Here is a 24165-nt window from a genome sequence, read left to right on the forward strand (position 1 = left end):
TTGATTTTCTACATTTAACATTTAGATATTTACTTAGCAGATAGACATCCTAAATATAATTTTATTATTGCAACATATATAAAAGAAAAGAATAGAAAGAATTTTTTTTAACCATAAAGTACTTTATTTACAACTTAATAAAAAATATTCAAAAATGTTTATTAGCTTATTTTCTAAATTGAATTATAACTTTAAATAAATCTCCATCTATTTCTATATCAAATCTACCTCCTTGAACTTCTATAAAACTCTTTGCAATTGCAAGGCCAAGCCCTGAACCTTCCGTATTTCTAGATTTATCTCCCCTTTGAAATCTTTCTGCAATATCAAAAGCATTGAATGTTATTTCTTCAGCAGACATATTTCTCATAACAATTTCTACGTTTCCATCATTTTCAACTATGTCTACATATACTCTAGAACCTTTCATTGCATATTTAGTAATATTATTTATTAGATTTTCAAAAATTCTAAAAGTCTTTTGACCATCAAGTTTTAGTATGATTTTAGAACTTGGAAAATTATTTTTTATTCTTAAATCAGAATTTCTTATTTTATCCTCTAATTCTATTTGAGTCTGTTTCATTAGCTCTACTATATCTACATTCACTAAATTAAGTTTAATATCACCGCTAGTAGCTTTACTTACTTCAAATAAATCTTCTATTAAAAATTTTAATCTCTGAGATTTTTTATCAATAGTATCTATATATAACCGGCGTTCTTCTTCAGATATATTTTCATTTTTTAATAAATCTACATAAGTTATTATTGAAGTTAGAGGTGTTTTCAAATCATGTGATACATTAGATATTAGTTCTGTCTTCATCTTTTGACTTTTAACCTCCTCATCTACTGCACGTTTAAAACCTTTTTGTATAATTTTTATTTGTTCTTTAAATGGATTAAATAACCCCAAATCTTCATTTATTTCTACATCAAGATTTCCATCCGCAATTTGATTAGTAGCCTTTAAAAGTATTTTGAATTTCATCCTTACGTTATCTACATATTTTCTAAGCATAATAAATAATACTATTGAATACATTATTGATGCTGCTATTCCGAATAACCACATTATAGATATTATTGATAATATTACAAAATTTATTAAAAGAACTTTTATAATAACTTTGTTAGACTTATCAGTCAAATCTATATGTTCTACATAATCAATTAGGCTATCAGCAAACTTTTTTAATAATTTAAATATTTTAATCACTAGTAATTTTTCCTTGAAATATTTAACTATTCCAGTATCAAATATATACTTTAATAGCATATCTCCTGCAAAAATGAAATACAAGATTAATGTCCAAATAATGATATTTACCACAATTGCTATTGGATCTGCAATATTAGCTGTAATATATTGCCCCATCAGATCTTTTGCAAGCCTGCCTTTTAAGGTTTCTAAAATAACCTCTGGAGAAATGAACACCGAAAATAAAGCTCCAAATCCAAATATAATACAATTAATTTCAAATGGTATTTTAAAGAAAACATTAATTCCAAGAATATTGTTACCCCTTTTATATGGAATCAATAATCCTAATATTAATGCACAAAATAATATTATTGTTATTATTTTATGAAAAACACTAGTATTTACTTTATTTAATGAATTATCTACTATTACACTTATATTATCTGAATACTTTAAATCTTTAGAAATAGCATAAACAAAAGTTGCATTTTTAATAGGATTTATTTTAATATTCTTATCTCCATCAATATTGTAACCCCATATATTTCTCAAATTAAATGATGAGAATGTATTTTTTATTGTATTTTCATCAGCGCCATAAACATTATTAATTGAAATTGCGCCATTTTGATCATATTTTATAATCATGTACCATGCATATTTATCTTTTAGGTTACTATCGCTCGCACCATTAACTAACAAATTCAAATCATTATTAGTATTAGTCTTATTTTGAGAGGTATCATTTAGATAAACTAAATAATCAAGATTCCTTAGACCATTGTTTAAATCGTCTTTCCAAGAGCTTAATTCATAATTAAAATTATGAATTACATTTATATCATTAGTATATGCTTTGTCAGTAGCTCCTATATATATTTCATCTCCAGTTTGTTCTTCGTCATTTTTTTGATTTATTATATCTTTATATAATACATAATTACTCTTATAAATATCTTCTAACAATTCATGATTCTCATAAGGAACTGAAGGCTCCTCCCTCGTAAATTCTTCTATTTTAGGATATATACTAAAAATTCCAATAGATATTATTATTAATATTAAAAACGATATTATATTCTTACTATAAATTTTTATACCATTTTTTAATTGTATTTTATTATTCATATCACTCATTATAAACTCCTTTAAACTCTATTAATTTCCATTTCAAACTTGCATGTTGTACTATAATTTAAAGCATTGTAAAATCTAATAATTTTTATTTTTTACTCGAGTATTAATCTTATTATAATTCAATATCTTTAAGAATTTGGGACTATAAAAATAAAGAAATTCTAAAGAAATCATAAATGATAATTTAAAATTATTATGCCAAAAATAACTTTTCCAAATTAAATAAAGGTAACAAAAACTAGTTAATGCTACCTTTTAATTCGCTATTATTATTGTTTTTCAACTTTGTATCCAATTCCCCAGACTACTTTTAAATACTTAGGATTTTTGGAATCGATCTCTATTTTTTCTCTGATATTTCTTATATGAACCATTACGGTATCTGTATTAATAGCGGCTTCATTCCATACTCTTTCATAAATTTCCTCTGCTGAAAAAACTTTTCCTGCATTTTTCATTAATAGATGCAATATTTTAAATTCAATAGGAGTAAATTTCACTAACTCACCATCCAAAAATACTTCTTTAGTATCTGTATTTAATTCTAATCCCCCAATTGTGAAGTTATTATTTTTTTCTTCGAAATTATTTAATACACTTAAGTACTTAGAATACCTCCTAAGCTGCGAATTCACTCTAGCTAATAGCTCCATTGGATTAAATGGCTTAGTCACATAATCATCAGCACCAATATTGAGCCCCATTATTTTATCCATTTCTTCTGATTTAGCTGTGAGCATTATTACAGGAAAATCATAATTTTCACGAAGTTTCATGACCATAGTTATTCCATCCATTTTAGGCATCATAATATCTACAATGGACAAATGCATATCTACCTTCTTAATAATTTCAAGTCCTTCTTCTCCATTCCCAGCCTTAAATACATTATATCCTTGATTCTTCAAATAGATTTCAATACCATCACATATTTCCTTTTCGTCTTCCACAATTAAAACATTATATAAATTCATCATTATTTTACATCCTTACATATTTAATTCATAAATGAAAACTTTCACTTCTATTATGTAAATTTAATTTGGCTATACTTACCTAATACTTTTGAACATATTAAAATTATATACAACTAATATAAAAATAACTATGAGAACTTTCTAAAGAATTTCTAAAGTTTTCTTAAATCAATAATAAAAAAGATTATCTTGCAATAAAAAATTCTTTTTAAATAACAAAACAATCTTTTGATTTTTTATTAAGTTTTAATAACTACCTAGGCATAATAATTTAATAGCTCTCTATATTCATCATTTAAATTTAAATACTTGTCCATTAAGTCTTTAGAATCCTCCAATGCCTTTTTAATAATATAGTCATAATTTTTTATAAATAAATTTGTTATACTAGAATCGATTTTATTAAGGTTTATCATATTTTTAAGTATTTTAATTACGTTATCTTTATCAAATTCGTTTTTATAGCTTCTAATTCCAATTAGTGCACTAACAATATCACTTATTGCTACAATCCTCATTTCCTTAGTAATCTCTTTTTCTCTTAGACCAAAAGGATATCCTGTTCCATCTAATTTTTCATGATGAAGGGTACCAATATCTCTTATATCATCTATATTTAAATCACTTAGTATATTATATCCTATAATTGCATGGCTTTTCATAATTTCAAATTCTTCATCTGTAAGTTTTCCTGGTTTCTCCAATATATCTACTGAAATTCCTATCTTACCTATATCGTGAAGTGCTGCAGCAAGTTTTATTTCTAGTAGACTTTCTTTGTTTATGTCACACAATTTAGCTATTTGATAACTTATAGCTTCAACAATTATTGTATGTTTAACAGTTGCTTCACTTCTAAAATCGATACAATATGCTAGCATTTTACTATATGCTATTACTTCTTCTCTGCTAAGGACTTTGCTATCAAAAAATCCGTATAATTCCTCAACATATGAACCATTAAAAATCTTATTTAAAAAATCAAATCTTTTATCTGCTTCTAGAAATAACGAAATATGCTCTTTTAAATAATCATTTTGCCTTCCTAATATGTAACTTTTAACTGAAGTCTTCTCATTTTGATATACAAAATCTATATCATCTGCAAAGTTTAGCAATAATCCTTCTTTAGATATTGCTTTCATATTCTTTCTTTTGAAGAATTTATGTGAAAAATGATGAGTTAATACTATTTCATATAAATCACTAAGAGGTGAAAAATATTTTATAAATAATGAGCCATAAATAGCATGTTCAAATGGCGTTGTTGATTGATCAATTTCTGCTAATTTATCACTTTCTCCTACCTTATATGCACCTATATCATGAAATATAGATATAGCACAAATATTAATGATTTCTTCATCACTATAATTTCCTTGTGCTCTTAATAAATTCAACATTATATATGCAACTTTTTCTCCATGGTTCAAAAGTTTTGTCTCTGTTGAATTAATAGCCCTATGTATGATTGTTATCATTTGTCTTAATGTAACTTTTAAATTCTCTTTCATCTGTCCCCTCCGTATGTTGCCGCTAAATTCGTCTATTCATTCCAATATAGGCCTTTTTTTCATTATAACATCATACATTACCATAAAAAAGCTTTTATTAATCATGTTTACTAAAACAAAAATAATCTTGGAGTATTTGCCTATATTTACATGCAAAAAGCTGTGGATGTTACTCCACAGCTTAAAAATTTAACAATAAATTAAATGCTTATTTCAAAATTATCATGACATGTTCATTATTGTTGAGTATTATAATGATTATCTTTTAATATTACATCATGTGAACTTCCTTCTACAATACTTGTTGCAGAAACTAATGTTATCTTTGCCTTTTCCTGTAATTCAGGGATAGTAAGAGCCCCACAATTACACATTGTAGATTTTACTTTATTTAAGGATATTGTAACATTATCCTTTAGACTTCCTGCATATGGCACATAGGAATCTACGCCTTCTTCAAAAGATAGCTTTTTATCTCCACCAAGGTCATATCTTTGCCAATTTCTTGCTCTATTAGATCCTTCTCCCCAATACTCCTTCATATAGTTTCCATTAATATTAACCTTATTAGTTGGACTTTCATCAAATCTAGAAAAATATCTTCCAAGCATTATAAAATCTGCTCCCATAGCTAAGGCTAAAGTCATATGATAATCATGAACAATACCACCATCTGAGCATACAGGTATATAAACTCCTGTCTTTTCAAAGTATTCATCTCTAGCCTTTACTACATCTATAAGTGATGTTGCCTGACCACGACCAATTCCTTTTTGCTCACGTGTTATACAAATTGAGCCTCCACCTATGCCAACTTTAATAAAATCAGCTCCTGCTTCAGCTAAGAATAAGAACCCATCTCTATCAACAACATTTCCAGCACCAACTTTAATATTTTCACCAAAGTTTTTATGTATATAATCTATTGTTATTTTCTGCCACTCGGAAAAACCTTCAGATGAATCAATACATAATGCATCAGCTCCTGCTTCAATTAAAGCCGGTACTCTTTCTGCATAATCTCTAGTATTAATCCCTGCTCCTACCATATATCTTTTTTGTGAATCAATAAGCTCCTTTGAGTTTTCCTTATTAGCTGAGTAATCTTTTCTAAACACCATATACTTTAGCTTTTGATCTTTATCAACTAATGGCAGCATATTCAACTTATTATCCCAAATAATATTATTTGCTTCCTTTAAGCTTATATTAGCATCAGCATAAATCAGTTCATCAAAAGGTGTCATAAATTCTGAAACTTTGGTGTTTAAGTCCATTCGAGTTATTCTATAATCTCTGCTTGTAACTATACCAAGGAGCTTTCCATTAGGAGTTCCATCTTCAGTTACCGCCATAGTAGAGTGACCATTTTTTTCCTTTAAGTCAATGACTTCCGCAAGTGTAGTATCTGGTTTAAGGTTTGCATCACTTGTAACAAATCCAGATTTATAATTTTTAACTCTTGCAACCATAGCTGCTTCATCTTCAATTGATTGAGAGCCGTATATAAAAGAAATTCCTCCTTCTTTTGCTAAAGCAACTGCCATTTTATCATCTGATACTGATTGCATGATTGCTGAAACTAAAGGAATATTAATACTTATAGATGGTTCTTCTCCTTTTTTAAATTTAACAAGTGGTGTTTTTAAGTTTACATTTTGTGGGATACAGTCTGTTGAAGAATATCCTGGTACTAGCAAATATTCTCCAAAAGTATGTGACGGTTCATTAAAATAATATGCCATTTTATCTTACTCCTTCTTCACAATTTATAGATATTTTATTGATAATAATATCTATATTTCCTGTCATTGTCAATATAAAAACTTATAGAGCATTTTAATATCTTGAAAAGTTTTCTCTATCCATTAAATAAATATTTGTTTTTCTATCAATTTTAATACTTAAAATTTCAACTTATTCTATCCATTTTTTACCACATTGAAAAATATTTATTGTGAACTACTCAAGTCTCTAACTATTCCTTATCAAAATCTCTTCCAACATCACTGGCTGTATGAGAATCTGACCCATAGACTTTTTTTACACCATATTGATCTACTAATTCTTTAAAAATGCCAGATACATATATTTCACCACAATATGGTTTTCTAAGGCCAGCTGTATTTACATCCACTTCATAATCTCTATTTTTAATTTCCTTTACTATTTCTTCTAAAAGTTCTTTGTTTTTATATTCTATCGGATATAAATTATTAAATATTCTTATTAAGTTTGGATGTCCAATGCGGTGCGGCTTATATTCTCCTAAATCTGCTTTTATTGCTTTAAGCAAAGTCTCATAATATGCATCATAAACTTTCTCTGTAGTTCCCAAGGCTTTTAAAGCTGCCTCGAATCCATCTTTTCCATCAATAGCTATATATTCATCTCCTATTTTTACGAAATGTACAGAAAGCAATCCATCATTCAGCTTTGAGCCATAAGTATTTAAAAGATTCTTTGTCTTCTCTTCATATCCTTCAATAAAATCTACTTCTAAACCTAAATTTATTTTTATCTTTGCTGAATATTTTTCTTTTAGCTTTTCAACATCTCTAAAATACATGGTTATAGCTTCATCATTTGGAGCACATTCATCTAAAAATTCTTTATCTTCTATAAAATACCCCGGGAACGGCATATGTTCAGTAAAAGTCATTTCTTCTAATCCTTCTTTTAGTGCCTTTTCTATATATAATTCAAAATCATCTTTAGTTCCATGAGGACAATATGGTGAATGAATATGTCCATCTCTTACTATTTTTTTCTTTTCCATAATAATCTTTTAAAGAAAGATTAATTTTCTTCATCTCCCTTTAAATACTCACATCCCTTCTATTCAAATTCATTGTACTAATTTCATTCTATTTTTCATATTCATACATGTGATAATTACATTCACTCATTCCCAAGGACTTATATGTAGCTTTAGCATTGTGATTTTCTTTTTCAACATATAACCTGATTCCTGCTAGTTCTTCATTCTTATCACATGTATTTTTAACATAAGCATATAACTCTTTAAATATACCATTTCTTCTATACTCCGCATCAACATATACACTTTGAACCCAGAGAAACATTCCATTTCTCCAATCACTCCATTCATATGTATGCATAATTTGTCCAACAACCTTATTGTTAATTTCATAAACATAATATTGACCCTTTGCAGGATCATCTAATATAGCTTTAACCCCCTTAGTAACAATATCTAAATTTAATTCCTTATCTTCTGTTTCTTTTGCTAAGTTATAATTAAATTTAGCTATTATCTCCAAATCATCTATATTGGCTTTTCTTATTCTTGTTAAATTCTTATTTATATTATCCATAATACCTCCAAATTTTCTTTATTATATATATTTTAGCATTATAAAATAATCATATATAGCATTTTTTATTAGCGATTATAAAAAAACAAAACCTATGTTTAGATTTTGCTAAACATAGGTTTCAAATTTTATATTACATCGCTATCTAAATTGCCTCCGCTAAACTGGCTATTATAAAGATCAGCATAAAAGCCATTTTTATCTAACAACTCTTGATGATTACCCATTTCAATTATACTTCCTTTATTCATAACAAGTATTAACTCAGCATCTCTAATTGTAGAAAGTCTATGAGCAATTACAAAACTTGTTCTATTTTTCATAAGATTATTCATAGCTTTTTGAATATATACTTCTGTTCTTGAATCAACACTACTTGTTGCTTCATCAAGTATCATTATTGTAGGATTCGCAAGTATTGCTCTAGCAATAGTTAGAAGCTGCTTTTGACCTTGAGATATATTTGAGGCTTCTTCATTTAATATTGTGTTATATCCATCTGGAAGAGTTTTAATGAAGTGATGAGCATGAGCGGCCTTTGCTGCCTGTATTACTTCTTCTTCTGTAGCTCCTTCTCTTCCATAAGCAATATTGTCCATAATACTACCGTTAAATAACCATGTATCCTGAAGAACCATTCCAAACATATTGTGCAGTGCTCCTCGTTTTATATCTTTTATATCAATTCCATCTATTGTTATGCTGCCAGAATTTATCTCATAAAAACGCATTAGCAGATTAACAAGAGTAGTTTTACCTGCTCCAGTTGGTCCAACAATTGCAATTGTATGACCCTGTTTTACATCCACGTTCATATCTTCAATAAGTGGTTCTTCCTTCTTGTAACTAAAATCAACATTATTGAATTTAACATCACCTTTAGGAAATTCTATAACCTTCGCATCTACTGAATCAGGCACTTCTTCATCTTCATCTAAAAGTTCAAATACACGTTCTGCAGATGCTATTGTAGATTGAATTACATTAGCAATATTAGCTGTTTGAACTATAGGCTGGGTAAATTGATTGGAATATTGAATAAACGCTTGTATGTCACCAATACTAATTTTACCTAATGTAGCCAAATATCCACCGACAACACAAACTATCACATAACCTATATTACTTACAAATCTCATCATTGGCATTATCACGCCTGATATAAACTGTGCCTTCCATCCAGCTTTGTAAAGTCTATCATTAATATTTTGAAACTCCTTAATTGAATCTTTTTCATGACCAAAAACCTTAACAATTTTATGACCTGTATACATTTCTTCTACATGACCATTAAGAGCTCCAATCTCTTTTTGCTGAGCTGCAAAATATTTTTGAGAATACTTTGCAATTAAAGTAGTTATACCAATATAAAGAGGTAATGTCAAAACTACTACTAATGTAAGCAATGGACTTATAGTTAACATCATTATAATAATTCCAATTATTGTAACTAAAGAAGTAATAAGTTGTGTAAGGCTTTGTTGCAATGTTGTTGCAATATTATCAACATCATTTGTTACACGGCTTAAAATTTCACCATGAGTTCTTGAATCAAAAAATTTAAGAGGTAAACGGGAAATTTTATCTTCAACTTCTTTTCTTAAATTATAAACAGTCTTTTGAGCCACACCTGCCATAATATATTGTTGAAGAAAACCAAAAATTGTACTAATTAAATATAACCCTAAAAGTAATAAGAGAATATTTCCTATATAACCAAAGTCTATCCCTGGTATTGCAACGTTTGCTGGCCTTCCTGCTTTAACCAGTTGAGTATTTTCAGCTATTGCAGTGTATTTAGCTACTATACCTTCGACTAATTTAGTTATAGCTTTACCTGATATTTTAGGTCCTACTATATTGAATATAGTGCTCATTATGGCAAATATAAAAACTAATATAAAATTCATTCGTTGAGGTTTCAGATAATTTAAAAGTCTTTTTAATGTTCCTTTGAAATCTTTTGCTTTAACTACCGGTCCACGTGCAAAAGAGCCCATTGGTCCTCCGCCAAAACCGCCTTGTCTTCTGTTTCCTTTATTACGATTTTCACTCATGATAATTCCTCCTCTGATAGTTGTGATGAAACAATCTCAGAATATACTTTGCAACTATTTAATAGTTCCTTATGAGTTCCAATACCAGCAATTCTGCCTTCATCTAAAACCATAATTCTATCCGCATCCATAACAGTTGCTACTCTTTGAGCAACAATGATTACGGTAGATTTAGAAGTTTCATTTTTTAGTGCTGCACGAAGTTTTGCATCAGTTTTAAAATCAAGTGCTGAGAAACTATCGTCAAAAACATATATTTCCGGCTTCCTAACAAGAGCACGCGCTATGGATAAACGCTGTTTCTGTCCTCCTGATACATTAGTTCCTCCTTGTGCTATTACATGATCATATCCATCTTCCATTCCATTTATGAAATCTGCTGCTTGAGCTACAGCTGCTGCATGTCTAATTTCTTCTATGGAAGCATCATCTTTACCATATTTGATATTTTCAGCAATAGTTCCAGAAAAAAGAACAGTTTTTTGAGGAACAAATCCTATTTTAGCTCTTATACTTTCTTGACTCATCTGTCTAACATCAATACCATCTACAAGAACTTCTCCATTAGTTACATCATAAAAACGCGGTATCATATTTATTAATGTTGATTTTCCAGAACCAGTACCGCCTATTATAGCTGTTACTTCTCCAGGCTTAGCACTAAATGATATATTACTAATAGCATCTTGTTCCGCACCTGGATATCTAAAGCTTACATCTTTAAATTCAACATAACCACCTTCATTTTCATTTATCACTGGCTTTTCTGGATCTAAAATTTCCGATTTCATGTCTAATACTTCATTTATTCTAACTGCTGAAGCTTGTGCTCTTGGAATCATTATAAATACCATACCAAGCATTAAAAATCCAAATAAAATCTGCATTCCATATTGCATAAATGCTATTAACGAACCAACTTCCATGCTTCCTGAATCTATTCTTATGCTTCCAAACCAAATTACTGAGACTGTTGTAACATTCATTATAAGCATCATTATTGGCATTAAAATTGCCATTATTTTATTTACCTTTATAGCATTATCCATTAAATCTCTATTTGCATCATCAAATCTAACTTTTTCAGTATTAATACGATTAAAAGCACGAACTACTCTAATTCCTGTAAGATGCTCACGCAATACTAAATTTAACTTATCTATTTTAACCTGCATCAATTTAAATAGAGGCATTGCAAATTTTAGAGTAAGTAAAATGATAATTGCAAGTAATGGTATTACTACCGCAAAGATCCATGTCAAAGTTTTATCTTCTCTTAAGGCCATAAAAACTCCGCCTAAAGCTGTTAATGGTGCAAAAAGCATAATTGAAAACATCATAACCATCACTGATTGAACTTGCGTAACGTCATTTGTTGTTCTTGTTATTAAAGTTGCTGTTCCAAGTTTATCAAATTCATGTAGTGAAAAACTTTCAACCTTTGCAAATAACTTATTACGAATTATTCTTGCAAATCCTATAGCTGTTCTTGATGATAGAAATGAAGAGACAATTGAACAAATTGCACCGCCTAAAGAAACAAGCAGCATAATTGCTCCTATCCTTAAAATATAATCTACTCCCTTATATTCTCCAGTATAGCTCCAAAATGAGATAGTTTGAGCTACATCTTTTTGAACAATTCCTTTATCAACTATATCTGCCATCAGTGTAGGCAAATACAAGTTTGCAAGTACTTGTGTAAAAGTTAATAAAACTATTATTGTTATATGAATTGCATATTGTTTTAAAAATTTGAACAATTTTATCATTAGCGCTTTCTCCTTTAATTATTATTCTTTTTCCTGCTCGTTTAAAAGCTTTTTTAAAATATATAATCCTTCAAAAATTTTATTAAGTTCTTCTGTGTTTCCCTTGCTTAATATATTTTCAATATTCTTTTCTATCTTTTTATGAAAACTTTTATATAGTTCTTCAGATTTAGGAGATATACTCACATATACAACTCTTTTGTCTTCTTCACTTCGTTCTCTAATAACCATTTCTTGTGCTTCAAGCTTATCTATAAGTCCGGATACTGTACTGTTTGATAAATGAAGATGCTTACTTAATTCTGTAACCTTCATTTTTTTATTGTGACCCAAAAGCCCCATAATCATACCTTGAGGCATTGACATACCAGTTTCTTTAATTATTTTCTTCATATTATTTCTGAATAAGCCCATTACTTCTTGAAATAACCTTGCAACTTCTATGCTTTCATTAATACTTTCCATATTCCCCACTCCCTAAAATTTATTTCGATTCAGAATATTTCGCTATCGAATATTTCATTGCCGAATATTTCGCTTTCGAAATAAATTATATACTCTTAAATATATTTTGTCAAACAATTAAAATAGAGAGTATCTAACATTATAAATTATCATTAAAATAACTTTTTATTTTAATAGATGCCGTTCTGTAAAGTACTAATTTTAAATATAAAAAAGCCAGTAGAACAAATATACTATCATAATATATATATCCTACTAGCCTTTATTAACTGTGAGGAAAGGAATCACAGCCTTTGGAGAAATAGTTATTCGCTATGTTTTTAGCTTACTTATTATTTTAAGCCTTGTTCATAGCTTTCAATCATGTGTTTAACCATGAAACCGCCAACGCTTCCATTTTGTCTTGAAGAAAGGTTTCCTTTATCTGTGCTTTCATAGTTGCTTAATCCTATTTCTGAAGCCACCTCAGTTTTTAAAGAATTTAAACCTTGTTTTGCTTCTGGTATCAATGTTCTGTTTCTTCCACTATTATTAGACATATCTATCTACCTCCCTTAAATTAAATAAATTTTGCTTGGCAGTAATATATTAACCAATACCACAAATTATAATCTATTAAAATGTTAACAAAAGTAGTATTAATACCTTCTACTAGATAACTTTAGATTTTTTCTTTTTTCACACTAAATTTTTCTATATATTGCTTAAGATGCTCATAAATGTGATTAATCTCTTCATTTTCCGGCAAACTGTTAATTAATATTTTTAAAACTTTTTTCTCTCTTATATAATTAAAAGAAGCAGAATAATTCAAATCTTTTATCCAACTTAATTCATATAATTTCCTATCATTATAATTTTTTAATGAAGAATTGCTAATTCTTTTTCCAGAGATAATATCTTCTAAAAATTCACTATTATAACCCGATGTAAAAGGTAAATTATCCAAAGCAGGATTGGGATTCTCTTTTCGCTCTTGCTCATATTCAGCAATTATTCTAAAGATATCCAGCTTATCAGCATCTCTAATCAGTTTACAAAACACCTTATCTTCTTCATTTAGTGCTTCTGGCAGTTCCTTCGTATTATGAAGACCTATGGCCTTCATAATAGTTTTTTTCCTCCATTCTTTTAACTCATCTAATACCTTGTTTTCTTTTAAAACCTTAATTCCAAGAGATGCGTGATTTACAGATATAAAATCCTTAAATGTTTTATAGGTTTTAAATTGTTCAAATCGCCCTACATCATGAAATAAACCTATTATTTCTGCTGTGTTAATTTCATCTTCTGATAAATTTAGAGACTTAGCTATATTCACACAATGTTTTGCAACATTAAAAGTATGTTTCGCTTTAAGCTCTATATTTTGATTTACTACACTATCTTCTCCGTAAAATTTCTTAACATATGAATTAAACCAATCATAATATTTTTCAACTATTTTATTGTCCATACTAATCTCCTTACATAACTCTAATTAATCACCTATTTTTTCTGTATTCACCTATTATAATATACTTATTGTCACAAATTAAAAAGGCTATTTATTTTAATGTTTTATTAAAATAAATAGCCGGACTGCATAAGGTTAAGATATATAGTTAGAGTTTTATATTTATTAATGATATTATCTCATTACCTTTACACTAAGTGCTTCTATAACGTCTAGAGCCTTATTATGCAAACTTTCGTCAAAGCTTGCGCAAAGTGTTCCATCGACAGTCAAATTAGCATTTATATATTGAGCTTGAAATATTATAACATTGCTTATAACGCACATATTGGTTACAACACCTACAAATTCTATTTCATCCAAATCTTCTCCAAGTTCTGAAGCTATTTTAAGCATATCTTTTGGAGCTATTCCAAAAGCACTCTTATTATAATGCATAGTATTTGCAGCTCCCACAAATTCCTTCAATTTTCCATATAATTCATGCCCATCAGTATTAATATAACAATGTGGAACTGGCAAGCTTTTTCCTTCCCTTGTTTCCAAGTAATTCTCAGAATGAGTGTCATAAGTAAATAATACCTTATTATCATTGTCTAAGTACTTTTCCACTTTTATATATATTCCTTCTTCTAAAGTCTCAGCCTTCTTAAACCCCAATGCACCATCAACAAAATCTTTTTGATAATCAATCACAACCAGTAATTTTTTCATAATATTCTCCTACTCTCTTAATAATTTATTTTCTAATACCATTATATAAAATCTCTAAAAAGGAAATTCTAAAATCTTACTCATGTGTTGACCTTATCTCTATAAATATTATTTGTCAAGTTTTAAGTAAAACACTTGAATAAGGTCCTATATAATTAAACTAGTTATCTTATATAACTTTATATAACAATCACCTGCAAAAAAATCCAAAATTCTCCTTTTTATTTATCACAATAATTTCATATCATGCATAAATTAATTATTAAGTAAGTAAGCCACTAATGAAGGAGTGAACCCCTTATGTACAGACATGATGACTGTATGTGTAAACAAAAAGAATATGCTCGTGCATATATATTACCTCAAAAATATGAGAATCTCTTTTCTTGCAAAGAAGGATTTTCTAAAGGAACAATATTTAAAGATCTTTATAGACCATACCACGATCACCATCACCATGATCACGACTGTGAATACGGCTGTGAAAAAGGTTATATGCCGAACTATGAATATAAAAAAATTAAATATGAGAGGTGATAGTATATGAGTCCGAGAGATATGTTAAATAGTATAATGATATATCAGTTTTGTGCCGTAGAGCTAAATTTATTCCTTGATAACTTTCCAGAAGATAAGAATGCTAGAGAAGATTATTCCAAAGTATCTTGTAAATTGACTAGCTTAATTAATGAATATGAAAAAAATTGTGGCCCTTTAACAAATTTCGGTTCAGCTTTTGTAGAAAATCCAAAAGCATGGGTTGATCAACCTTGGCCATGGGAAAATTATAAATAGGAGGAATATGAGTTTATGTGGTACTATGTAAAAACTTTGGAATATCCTGTAAATCTTAAATGTAAGGATCTTAATATGGCCAAATATTTAATAACACAATATGGTGGTCCGGATGGAGAGTTAGGTGCTGCTTTAAGATATCTGGATCAACGCTATACAATGCCAACAGGCAAATCAAAAGGATTACTAACTGATATAGGCACAGATGCAACGATGACGTAAAAGTAGAAACACTTCCCTAAAATATTTATAAAAGACATACATGATTTATTAACTGTTATTAACATACAACTAAAAATAAGATATATAGCTTGTAATTGAGCCATATATCCTACTAAATTCTTATTTATAGAAAGCTATTTACAGAAAAACTTTCACATACTCTATTAAACTATTATCATGAAAAGATGCTTACGAAAAACTTTTCATACAGTCTTTCATGCTTTTTTTCTCTCTTCTACTTTTTTAGCTATTTCCTTTGCTTTTTTTTCTGCAATTCGTGATGCTTCTGCCATTGCTTTTGCTTGTCTTTTTCCTTTCTCTTGAGCATTTTTCTGTGCTTCTTCTGCCATTCTTCTTGCTTCTTCCTTCGATCTGTTAGTTGCTTTTGCCCCCATTTCTATATTAGCCTTAGCTTCTTCTATCGATCTCTTTCTAGCAGCTTTAGCTGCTTCCTTCGCATTCCTACCAGATTGGCTGACTGATTTTTTTATACTTTTTAACATTAAAAATTCTCCCTTCTGATTTCAATTAATTTAAAATAAATATTTATACTTAATTATGTTATAAAAAATTCATTAAAAATTATCGTTAGGATTTCTTATTATAAATATATTCAAAAGTAAAAAATTATTTAAATAAAAATTAAAGCATACTTGTATCATAAAAAAAATAATGATAGCAAACAATATTTCTACTGTTAACTATCATTATTTTTTTGGTACTAGATTTGTGTCTTTTTATCTTCTAGGGAATTATACTTATTACAACCTAATAATATCATAATAATTTAATAAATAATTACGTTTGTCTTAAAACACCTATTATCATGCTTAAAAGATACATTATTTAATTCTTTCACTTTTACTGCTATAACTTTTCTTTTTATACCAATAAACTATTCTCAATAAAGGAAGAGGCGGCAATTAATTTACTCCATTTTTATACCTTTTCTTCTTAATCTTATATATACTTCTTTACGAAACAAGACATAAGCAACTGAGGAAATAGGAATAAATATAATCATGCCAGCTACACCTAATAATTTTCCTCCTAAAGTAATTGCTACTAATACCCAAATAGCTGGTAACCCTACTGAGCTTCCTACGATTTTGGGATAAATTAAATTATCCTCTATTTGTTTGATTACTAAAAAAACAAGTAAAAAAATTACTGCCTTCACGGGATTGACCATTACAATTAATAATACACTTAAGATACATCCAATTGCTGAACCTAATACGGGGATAATAGATAAAATAGCAATTAAGATACTAATTACTAAAGCATATGGTACTCTTAGTACCATAGTTGCAATTAAAAACATTATTCCTAAAATTGCAGATACAGTACATTGGCCTATAAAAAAATTTGAAAATGTCAAACTTGTAAATTTTAATACAGACAAAATAGAGTCTACTTTTTCTTTTTTCATAAAAGCATACAATGCTTTCTTAAATTGGCTTCCCAACTTATTCTTTTCTGCTAATAAATATATAGCAAATATAAATCCCAATATAAGTTCTAAAGTAGTACTTGCAAAAGCAGTTGCTGCTTCTATTGTTGATAGTAATGCTGAACTCATGCCATTAAAAATAGTTGACTTCACATTATTTAAAACGCTATTCCAATCAATCCCTATATTGTTAATTAAATCTATAAAATTATTAGATAACCAGCTATTGCCATCCAACCATTTTTGGAACATTCTTACTGAACCATCAAAAGCAATTGGCAATATCTTGGCAGTCTCAATAATATTGGGAATAATTATTGCTGAAATTAATGTAAAAATCACTATTATAATGATACATGAAATTATTATGCTTACAGCTGTGATATGTTTCCTAATTATCTTTCCTATACTATTATTAGGTAAATGCAATAGCTTTTGAGAAAAAAATGTAACTGGAATATTTAGAATAAATGCAATACATCCTCCTAAAATAAATGGAAAAACTAAATCATATATTTCTGTTAATATGCCTGTAATATTGTTCCAATAATTAAATACTATATAAAGTACAAACGCTAATACTATAATAATAGCAATTTTGTTTCTAATTTTTTTTTCTAATTCCACTATCGTATCCTTCCTTCTATTAATTGTATTTTTTATATTCCCATTTACTCAAATTTAAAATAATATCATATTTTTATATTATCATATCAATGTATAAATTATAACATAATATAGAAGTTTGTTTATTTAACCAAAAATCTAATACTAATTAGGTAACTAGAATATTAACTTAACAATAAAAACACTTGTAAGATGTATGAATAAAATTCTATCTTACAAGTGTTTTTATTGTTACCTATCCTTATTCACATGGATATATATAGTTTGCTTTGGTACGAACATTTAATTTATCAAGATCACAACTATAATTTTCTGGAATCACAAATACTATATCACGTTCAATAGTTCCACATGACTTTGTACTACTAGCATCTCTAGAAGCCATTGTAATAAAACCTTTAAATGCAAGTATTTTATTATTTTCATCATATACAACACATGCAACAGCAACTTTTTTCCCAAGGCATACATTATTTATTTTTACTTTTGCTGTAACTAATTTCGCACCATGTCTTTCCATATCTATTGGATCAGCATTAATTGTTCTACATAATTCACATGAATCTTTAGTACATCTAGTAGAATTAAAATATTTCCTCATTCAATACAACTCCTTTGTACTTCTAAATTTAATATAAGATAATCATTTGAGTAATTCGTAATTTTATATATACATATATCTTAGTATAATTTTTAATACGATATATGTTTCCATTGTAATATTAATATCTGTAAAATTTTTCTTATACAAAATTCAGAATAGTTCTATCAATGAGTTTATATAAAGTTTTTATTCTATACCACAATATATAATTATAATCACTATTTTGTGCTTTCAATATGTATATATGTTTATTTATATAAATCATTTCACAGGCCTATCAAGTATATATTTAAATTAACCATATGAAGTACTATATATTTTACTCCAATAATAACAAATATCTCGTACATTCTAAGAATATACGGGATATTTAATAAATATAGGTATATAATAGGAGTAATTCCAATGACATAATAAGGGGTACTGTCATTGGACTTTATCCTCTCAATATAATATACATTCCAAAATTTCATTTTCCGTCCTAAAAAGTCGAATTTAAGTAAATTTATAATAAAAAATAAGTTCCATAATACAATTTAATATAATGTACTTAATATTAAATATTGTTTAAATTCATGAGTCTAATCAGCTTTTTTACTAAGTTTTTTTAATTTTCTTTTTCATATATTCAAATAATTCTTCTACTTTTTTCTCTCCTAGCTGTTTTTCTAAAATATCAATCATAGCTTCTGCTTGAGACTTCTTTAGTAGCTCCATTCCTTCTACTGTTTCTGGGTAATGAACTCTCACTGTTATAGCTTGCCTAGATTTCATCTTATTCCTCCATTATATTTGCTTTTATAATATGCAAATATAAAAAAATAGTTCCTAACAATTCTTTTTACAAATTTGCTTTTGCTTATAGTATTTTTAACGATTATTCTATTAAATAAAAAATACCTCAAATTCAATTTTGAATATTGAGGTATTATAAAACTCATTATATTTTCAGAATATGAGCGGTAATTGTAAATCTGATGCAATTTGTTTTTTAGTCTTTTTGTCCAAAACACCACCTGAAACAGCATTAATAATGTAGTTGTCTATCTCATCATTTGCTTGATTCTTTTTAATCAATATTAGAGCATTCAATATGTCCATCAATATAGATTTTCTCATAGTTTCTCTAAGATTCCAAATGTTTAAAGACATAATCTTATTTGCGATTCTATTATTTAATTGTTCCTTATATGGAATTATATTTTGTATTGATTGTAATCCTTGCCGTATTATTATTAATTTATCATCATTTAGAAAATTAAAATATTCATCAAATATTTTTTCAAACTTATTATCCTCATCCCATTTTACATTATCTGCAATGAGCTTTAATCCGATAATTCTTTGATATGAATTTTTGTTCCTAAGTTTTTCTATAAATACATCCCAAAAGAAGTATACGTCCTTAAAATATGCTGAGTAATTCTCTAGCAGTAACAATGAATTATATCTTACTTTATCATTTTTTTCAGATAGCCATTCAACAAACTGTGATATGTCATTTTTGTTAATAACTTTAGATATATTCTGTATATCATTCTCTTTTAAAATCATTAATTGATCAGCTGTAATCATTATAACTCTCCTCGTATAATTTATTACTCATTAAATCTACTATATCATAATAGAATTAAATTGTTAATCATTTACATTTAACTATTTAATATAATATTTTATTAATATTAAGGAGCATCTGCCTTTCTACAAATGCTCCAAGAAGTCAAATAGCATTAATATTTAAAATTAGTGAGTATATACATGACTTTTCAATAAATTATCTTAATTTTTTATTTTCACCTATATTATCATAATAGTTTACTATTTTGACTTTCAGTACTTTGAATCAGGTAGAAATTAACTTAAATATTATCCTTATTTTCTAAATTTCTTATTTTAATTAACAGTCTTTTCTTATCACTTTTTAATGATTTATTTCTCAAAATAAAATATACAAACAACAAAATAATAACTAATGCAATTAATTTGCTTACAATTGTGGATCTTACTTGTGTTATGATATCGTAATTCACCTTTAATTTTTGAAGCTTAGCTACCAAGTTTCCATCATCTATATTAAGTGTATATAGAGTTTTACCTTTGTATTCTGAATTATCTCTTGGTGTTATTTTTATTTCCTCATCCATTATAACAACTTTTGAAACTTGATTCTCATCTAGTAGACTCATGAACTGATTGTAGCTAATCTCTTTAGTTGTATTTGGTTTTCTTAAATAGTTAAGTCCAATTAGAAAGACTATTAATATTGTAAGAAATATAACAACCATTTTCATAACCTTGCGTTTATTTTTATGCATTTATCTTTACTCCTTTCAAAAAACAGTGCCATATACAATCTCTATTTATTTTCAGTAAAATATTGTAATTACTATAACATACATATTAAATTAATATTTTATTCTTAAATAGTTAAACGATCCATCTTTAAATTTCCTTAAGTATGCATTAGCATATAATAACAAAAATATTTTCTAGAACTTATAATTGTATTGTAAAAAATTACACCTTTATAAATATCTGTATTAGGTCATTTATCCCCTCCCATCCTAATAAGATAACTATAAATAAGTATTTAAATATAATTACTATAAGCTTTAGAAAGGATTGATTCAGATTGAAAGCAGGAATATATTCTCGTAAAAGTAAGTTCACTGAAAAGGGTGAATCTATAGATAATCAAATTAATATGTGTATACAATATGCTAAAAGCATTGGCATAGATGAATATGAAATTTATGAAGATGAAGGTTTTTCTGGTGGCAATACTAACAGACCTAAATTTCAAAAACTTATGAAAGATATAAAGTCTAAAGAATTCACTCATCTTATTTGCTATCGACTTGATAGGATATCTAGAAATGTTGGTGATTTTGCAAGCACTATAGAAGTATTAAATAAATATGATATAGCATTTATATCAATTAAGGAGCAATTTGACACCTCTTCTGCTATTGGTAGAGCTATGTTGAACATTTCTGCTACTTTCGCTCAACTTGAAAGGGAAACAATTGCTGAACGCATACAAGATAACTTACGAGAATTATCAAAGACTGGAAGATGGCTTGGTGGTCCTCCTCCACTTGGTTATAAATCTATTGAAATCCTTAATAACAACTTAAATGGTAAAAATAGAAAAAAGCATATTCTTGAAGTTAATCCTGCTGAAAGTCATATCCCTAAACTTGTTTTTGAATTATTCATGAAATACAAAAGTTATCAAAAAGTAAGTAGATTATTAGAAAGCAAAGGGATACTTAGCAGAAAAGGTTCTCTTTTTTCAAGAAATCTAGTTAAGCAGACTATTAATAATCCTACCTATTCAATTGCAGGTAAAAAAATATTAAATTATTTTAAAATGTGTGGTGCCGAAGTATTTGGATATGAAAACATAAATGGTATTAATGGCGTTATGGCTTATAATAGACGAACTGAAAAAGGAGGCTTTGCTCCCATTAATAAGTGGATTATCTCTGTTGGCGAACATCCAGGAATAATTTCTAGTGATACGTGGCTTAAATGCCAAATGATTGCTGATGAAATAAAAGAATCTAATACATCCAATAGGAAAGGAACAAGTCAACAAGCTTTATTATCAGGATTAGTTATATGTAAAGAATGTAACTCAGCTATGGCACCTAGGCAAAACTTAAATGGCAAATATACATATAGATATTATTCATGTAATTTACGGAATTCCAACGCTAATAATTGCAGTAATGATTCACTAAATGCCTATGATGCTGAAGATTACGTGGTGACCACCTTAAAATCATTAACTCATGAAGATATAATAAAAAATTATGAGGAACTCAAGAAAAAAAATATAATCCAAATTAATGATCAATCTGAGCTTACTTACTTTACAAAAGAAATTGAAAGCAATAAGAAATGTATTAATAATTTAGTAGCAAAAATGATTTATCTTGATAATGATCCAGAATTACTTGAACCATTTAAAATAGAACTAAAAAAGCTTACAGACAGAAATAAAGAACTTAATTCATTAATTGATCACTTATCATCAGCCAATAGACAAATTGAAAATACTGATGAATCTTTAGATGAAATTTTGAGTATTTTAGATAATTTTAAAAAGTTCTATGATTTTGTTGAAGAATTTGAGGATAAAAAAAGATTAATCAAGAGTCTTGTTAAATATGTTGTTTGGGATAGTAAAACAAGAACCTTAGATATTATATTAATTGGTTCAAGTAAAGAACGTCCACGACAAGTTCTTTTACCTTTAAGCAATAGTAGCAGAAGAAATGGCTCATGTTGAGATTATTGCCACTATGGTATATCAACTTATGGAAAATGCAACTATAGAAGAAATAAAAAAAGCTGGACTTGCTGGACATTATGCTGATCATAGAAAGGCTCTATTTTATACCGATGCAACTGGTAATCCATGGACAGCAACGTATATACAAGCAAAAGGCGATGCTATTGCAGATTTGCATGAAGATTTAGCTGCCGAACAAAAAGCTAGAGCTACTTATGAAAATTTAATACACCTAACTGATGAACCTCAAATTAAAGAAATATTAACTTTTCTAAGAGAGAGAGAAGTCGTTCACTTCCAAAGATTTGGAGAGTGTTTAGACCATGTTCAAGATGCTATGTGCATGAAAAAATAATTTGTATTTATATAGATTATTATATAAATAGAAGACTGCCTTAAAATGATATAACTCATTCTAAGGCAGTTCTTACATTAATAACTTATAAACTATTTTATAGTTAGTGTTTTCAATTTATAATATAAATTTCCTACGTTTATCATACATTAAAATATTAACTTAGTTTTTCTTCCAATTGTTCTAAATCTCGTATAATCATATTTATTACCTCTATCTTTGATTTAGCATATTCGTTTTGTGGCAACCATTTCAATCCACTTTCTAAACATTCCCTTGTATTTCTATACTCAGCTAATAACTGATCTATATTTTCTGCCATTCCTTTAAACACATTCCTCTCTGAAGCAATCTAAAATCATTTTATTTTCTTTGATATCTTATTTTTATTATTTCCTCTTTTAATAAAATTTATGCTATTCTCTACATTTATATAAATTTTCTGTGCAATATATTCCAATATAATACTTTTAAATTATCAAATAAATCGATTTCTAAGAAACTATAGTTTAATATATAACCTATATTAAACAGTAATGAAATCTTTTGTTCAATGTTATACTCCGGCCGTATCCTTAAGTTAATATTATACCTTGGTTCACTCTACATGCTACTTACTACTTATTAAACATTTATACTATATTATTCATTCATAAATTCAATGAATTTTTCCTTCTTCATTAATAATGATAAATATGCTCCTGATAAAGTAAAAAATATATTTATTATTGGAACAATAGCAATAACAATTAAACTAAGTAACATCTTCCTATTATATTTACTATTTTTTAAATTAATATTATTCTTATTTAAAAGTATTCTAATTAAAAATAATATTAATGCTATAAAGCTAAATCCTATTGATAATGAATATAAATAGAACATGACATCCAACTCCTTTAAATATAATTCTCTCTCATCCCTTATTTACATTTTATACCATTACATAATCCTTTTCTATCACAATTATGTACTTATTTTCACTTTTTATCCTCATTTTTTTCGTATTTATCACATGTTCCTTCAATTCCAATTTTGGACATTACATTATATTCTATTTTATTTTGGTGTTAACTTACATTTGTAAGTGAAATTATATTTGAAATACATAATAATATTAATTTTCTAAAAAGAAGCTGCAAATTTACATGCTTACTTTAAAACGTGTAAAT

Annotated in this window: 22 protein-coding genes and 3 pseudogenes; 5 read left to right on the forward strand and 20 right to left on the reverse strand. The window is 27.6% G+C overall.

What is annotated here, in order from left to right; translation table 11 throughout:
• Positions 1-166: 166 nt before the first annotated feature.
• The 12 genes from CLOBL_RS07445 to CLOBL_RS07500 form a co-directional block, all read right to left on the reverse strand.
• A complete protein-coding gene (locus CLOBL_RS07445) occupies positions 167-2344 on the reverse strand; it encodes a sensor histidine kinase (protein ID WP_077858440.1) in 2178 nt (725 codons plus the stop codon).
• A 269-nt stretch (positions 2345-2613) separates the two neighbouring features.
• Entirely contained in the window at positions 2614-3318 is a 705-nt protein-coding gene (locus tag CLOBL_RS07450; RefSeq protein WP_077858502.1) for a response regulator transcription factor, read from the reverse strand.
• A gap of 260 nt (positions 3319-3578) precedes the next feature.
• Positions 3579-4835, reverse strand: coding sequence for an HD domain-containing phosphohydrolase (locus CLOBL_RS07455; protein ID WP_077858441.1), 1257 nt, complete (start codon positions 4833-4835; stop codon positions 3579-3581).
• Positions 4836-5071: 236 nt separating this feature from the next.
• Entirely contained in the window at positions 5072-6580 is a 1509-nt protein-coding gene (locus CLOBL_RS07460) for an IMP dehydrogenase (protein ID WP_077858442.1), read from the reverse strand.
• 233 nt (positions 6581-6813) lie between these two features.
• Complete coding sequence (gene hisJ / locus CLOBL_RS07465; protein ID WP_143323846.1) at positions 6814-7614, reverse strand: histidinol-phosphatase HisJ; 801 nt, start codon at positions 7612-7614, stop codon at positions 6814-6816.
• 88 nt (positions 7615-7702) lie between these two features.
• A complete protein-coding gene (locus CLOBL_RS07470; RefSeq protein ID WP_077858444.1) occupies positions 7703-8173 on the reverse strand; it encodes a GNAT family N-acetyltransferase in 471 nt (156 codons plus the stop codon).
• Between the two features lie 128 nt (positions 8174-8301).
• A complete protein-coding gene (locus CLOBL_RS07475) occupies positions 8302-10230 on the reverse strand; it encodes an ABC transporter ATP-binding protein (protein WP_077858445.1) in 1929 nt (642 codons plus the stop codon).
• Positions 10227-12002, reverse strand: a complete 1776-nt coding sequence (locus CLOBL_RS07480) for an ABC transporter ATP-binding protein (RefSeq protein ID WP_077858446.1) — start codon at positions 12000-12002, stop codon at positions 10227-10229. Before CLOBL_RS07480 ends, CLOBL_RS07475 begins: the two co-directional genes overlap by 4 nt.
• A gap of 21 nt (positions 12003-12023) precedes the next feature.
• Positions 12024-12467 (reverse strand): MarR family transcriptional regulator, encoded by a 444-nt coding sequence (locus tag CLOBL_RS07485; protein WP_077858447.1) that lies wholly within the window; start codon positions 12465-12467, stop codon positions 12024-12026.
• Between the two features lie 332 nt (positions 12468-12799).
• Positions 12800-13006: an alpha/beta-type small acid-soluble spore protein gene (locus tag CLOBL_RS07490; RefSeq protein ID WP_009170540.1), complete on the reverse strand. Its 207-nt coding sequence runs from the start codon at positions 13004-13006 to the stop codon at positions 12800-12802.
• Between the two features lie 122 nt (positions 13007-13128).
• On the reverse strand, positions 13129-13923 hold the full coding sequence (locus CLOBL_RS07495; RefSeq protein ID WP_077858448.1) for an HD domain-containing protein: 795 nt from the start codon (positions 13921-13923) through the stop codon (positions 13129-13131).
• 174 nt (positions 13924-14097) lie between these two features.
• Positions 14098-14637: an isochorismatase family protein gene (locus CLOBL_RS07500; protein ID WP_077858449.1), complete on the reverse strand. Its 540-nt coding sequence runs from the start codon at positions 14635-14637 to the stop codon at positions 14098-14100.
• 300 nt (positions 14638-14937) lie between these two features.
• On the opposite strand from CLOBL_RS07500, the pseudogene CLOBL_RS29130 reads away from it, so the two are divergent.
• The 3 genes and pseudogenes from CLOBL_RS29130 to CLOBL_RS07515 form a co-directional block, all read left to right on the forward strand.
• A pseudogene (locus CLOBL_RS29130) lies at positions 14938-15084 on the forward strand (spore coat associated protein CotJA); the annotation flags it as partial.
• A 96-nt stretch (positions 15085-15180) separates the two neighbouring features.
• Positions 15181-15432, forward strand: a complete 252-nt coding sequence (locus CLOBL_RS07510) for a spore coat protein CotJB (protein ID WP_009170536.1) — start codon at positions 15181-15183, stop codon at positions 15430-15432.
• A gap of 15 nt (positions 15433-15447) precedes the next feature.
• Positions 15448-15639, forward strand: a pseudogene (locus tag CLOBL_RS07515) (manganese catalase family protein); the annotation flags it as partial.
• A gap of 230 nt (positions 15640-15869) precedes the next feature.
• Here CLOBL_RS07515 and CLOBL_RS07520 read toward each other — a convergent pair.
• From CLOBL_RS07520 to CLOBL_RS07540, 6 genes are all read right to left on the reverse strand, one after another.
• The gene (locus CLOBL_RS07520) at positions 15870-16157 is read right to left on the reverse strand and encodes a hypothetical protein (RefSeq protein WP_077858451.1); all 288 of its coding nucleotides are present in this window, start codon (positions 16155-16157) and stop codon (positions 15870-15872) included.
• Between the two features lie 425 nt (positions 16158-16582).
• Positions 16583-17734 carry an AI-2E family transporter gene (locus CLOBL_RS07525; RefSeq protein WP_077858452.1) on the reverse strand — a complete coding sequence of 384 codons (1152 nt, stop codon included), beginning with the start codon at positions 17732-17734 and terminating at the stop codon, positions 16583-16585.
• 241 nt (positions 17735-17975) lie between these two features.
• A complete protein-coding gene (locus CLOBL_RS07530) occupies positions 17976-18335 on the reverse strand; it encodes a hypothetical protein (RefSeq protein WP_077858453.1) in 360 nt (119 codons plus the stop codon).
• A gap of 600 nt (positions 18336-18935) precedes the next feature.
• Positions 18936-19112 (reverse strand): hypothetical protein, encoded by a 177-nt coding sequence (locus tag CLOBL_RS27920; RefSeq protein WP_179117701.1) that lies wholly within the window; start codon positions 19110-19112, stop codon positions 18936-18938.
• A gap of 174 nt (positions 19113-19286) precedes the next feature.
• Positions 19287-19913, reverse strand: coding sequence for a hypothetical protein (locus CLOBL_RS07535; protein WP_077858454.1), 627 nt, complete (start codon positions 19911-19913; stop codon positions 19287-19289).
• 284 nt (positions 19914-20197) lie between these two features.
• Positions 20198-20653 carry an ATP-dependent metallopeptidase FtsH/Yme1/Tma family protein gene (locus CLOBL_RS07540; RefSeq protein WP_077858455.1) on the reverse strand — a complete coding sequence of 152 codons (456 nt, stop codon included), beginning with the start codon at positions 20651-20653 and terminating at the stop codon, positions 20198-20200.
• Between the two features lie 317 nt (positions 20654-20970).
• On the opposite strand from CLOBL_RS07540, the gene CLOBL_RS07545 reads away from it, so the two are divergent.
• Together CLOBL_RS07545 and CLOBL_RS07550 are read left to right on the forward strand one after the other, a co-directional pair.
• Entirely contained in the window at positions 20971-22635 is a 1665-nt protein-coding gene (locus CLOBL_RS07545; RefSeq protein ID WP_077858456.1) for a recombinase family protein, read from the forward strand.
• Positions 22616-22993: pseudogene (locus CLOBL_RS07550) on the forward strand (manganese catalase family protein); the annotation flags it as partial. The gene CLOBL_RS07545 and the pseudogene CLOBL_RS07550, both read left to right, overlap by 20 nt.
• Before the next feature lie 157 nt (positions 22994-23150).
• Here CLOBL_RS07550 and CLOBL_RS27925 read toward each other — a convergent pair.
• On the reverse strand, positions 23151-23327 hold the full coding sequence (locus CLOBL_RS27925; RefSeq protein WP_179117700.1) for a hypothetical protein: 177 nt from the start codon (positions 23325-23327) through the stop codon (positions 23151-23153).
• 308 nt (positions 23328-23635) lie between these two features.
• The gene (locus CLOBL_RS07555) at positions 23636-23878 is read right to left on the reverse strand and encodes a hypothetical protein (protein WP_077858458.1); all 243 of its coding nucleotides are present in this window, start codon (positions 23876-23878) and stop codon (positions 23636-23638) included.
• Positions 23879-24165: the final 287 nt, after the last annotated feature.

Source organism: Clostridium sp. BL-8 (assembly GCF_002006495.1).
In the GTDB taxonomy this organism is placed as follows: Bacteria; Bacillota; Clostridia; order Clostridiales; family Clostridiaceae; genus Clostridium.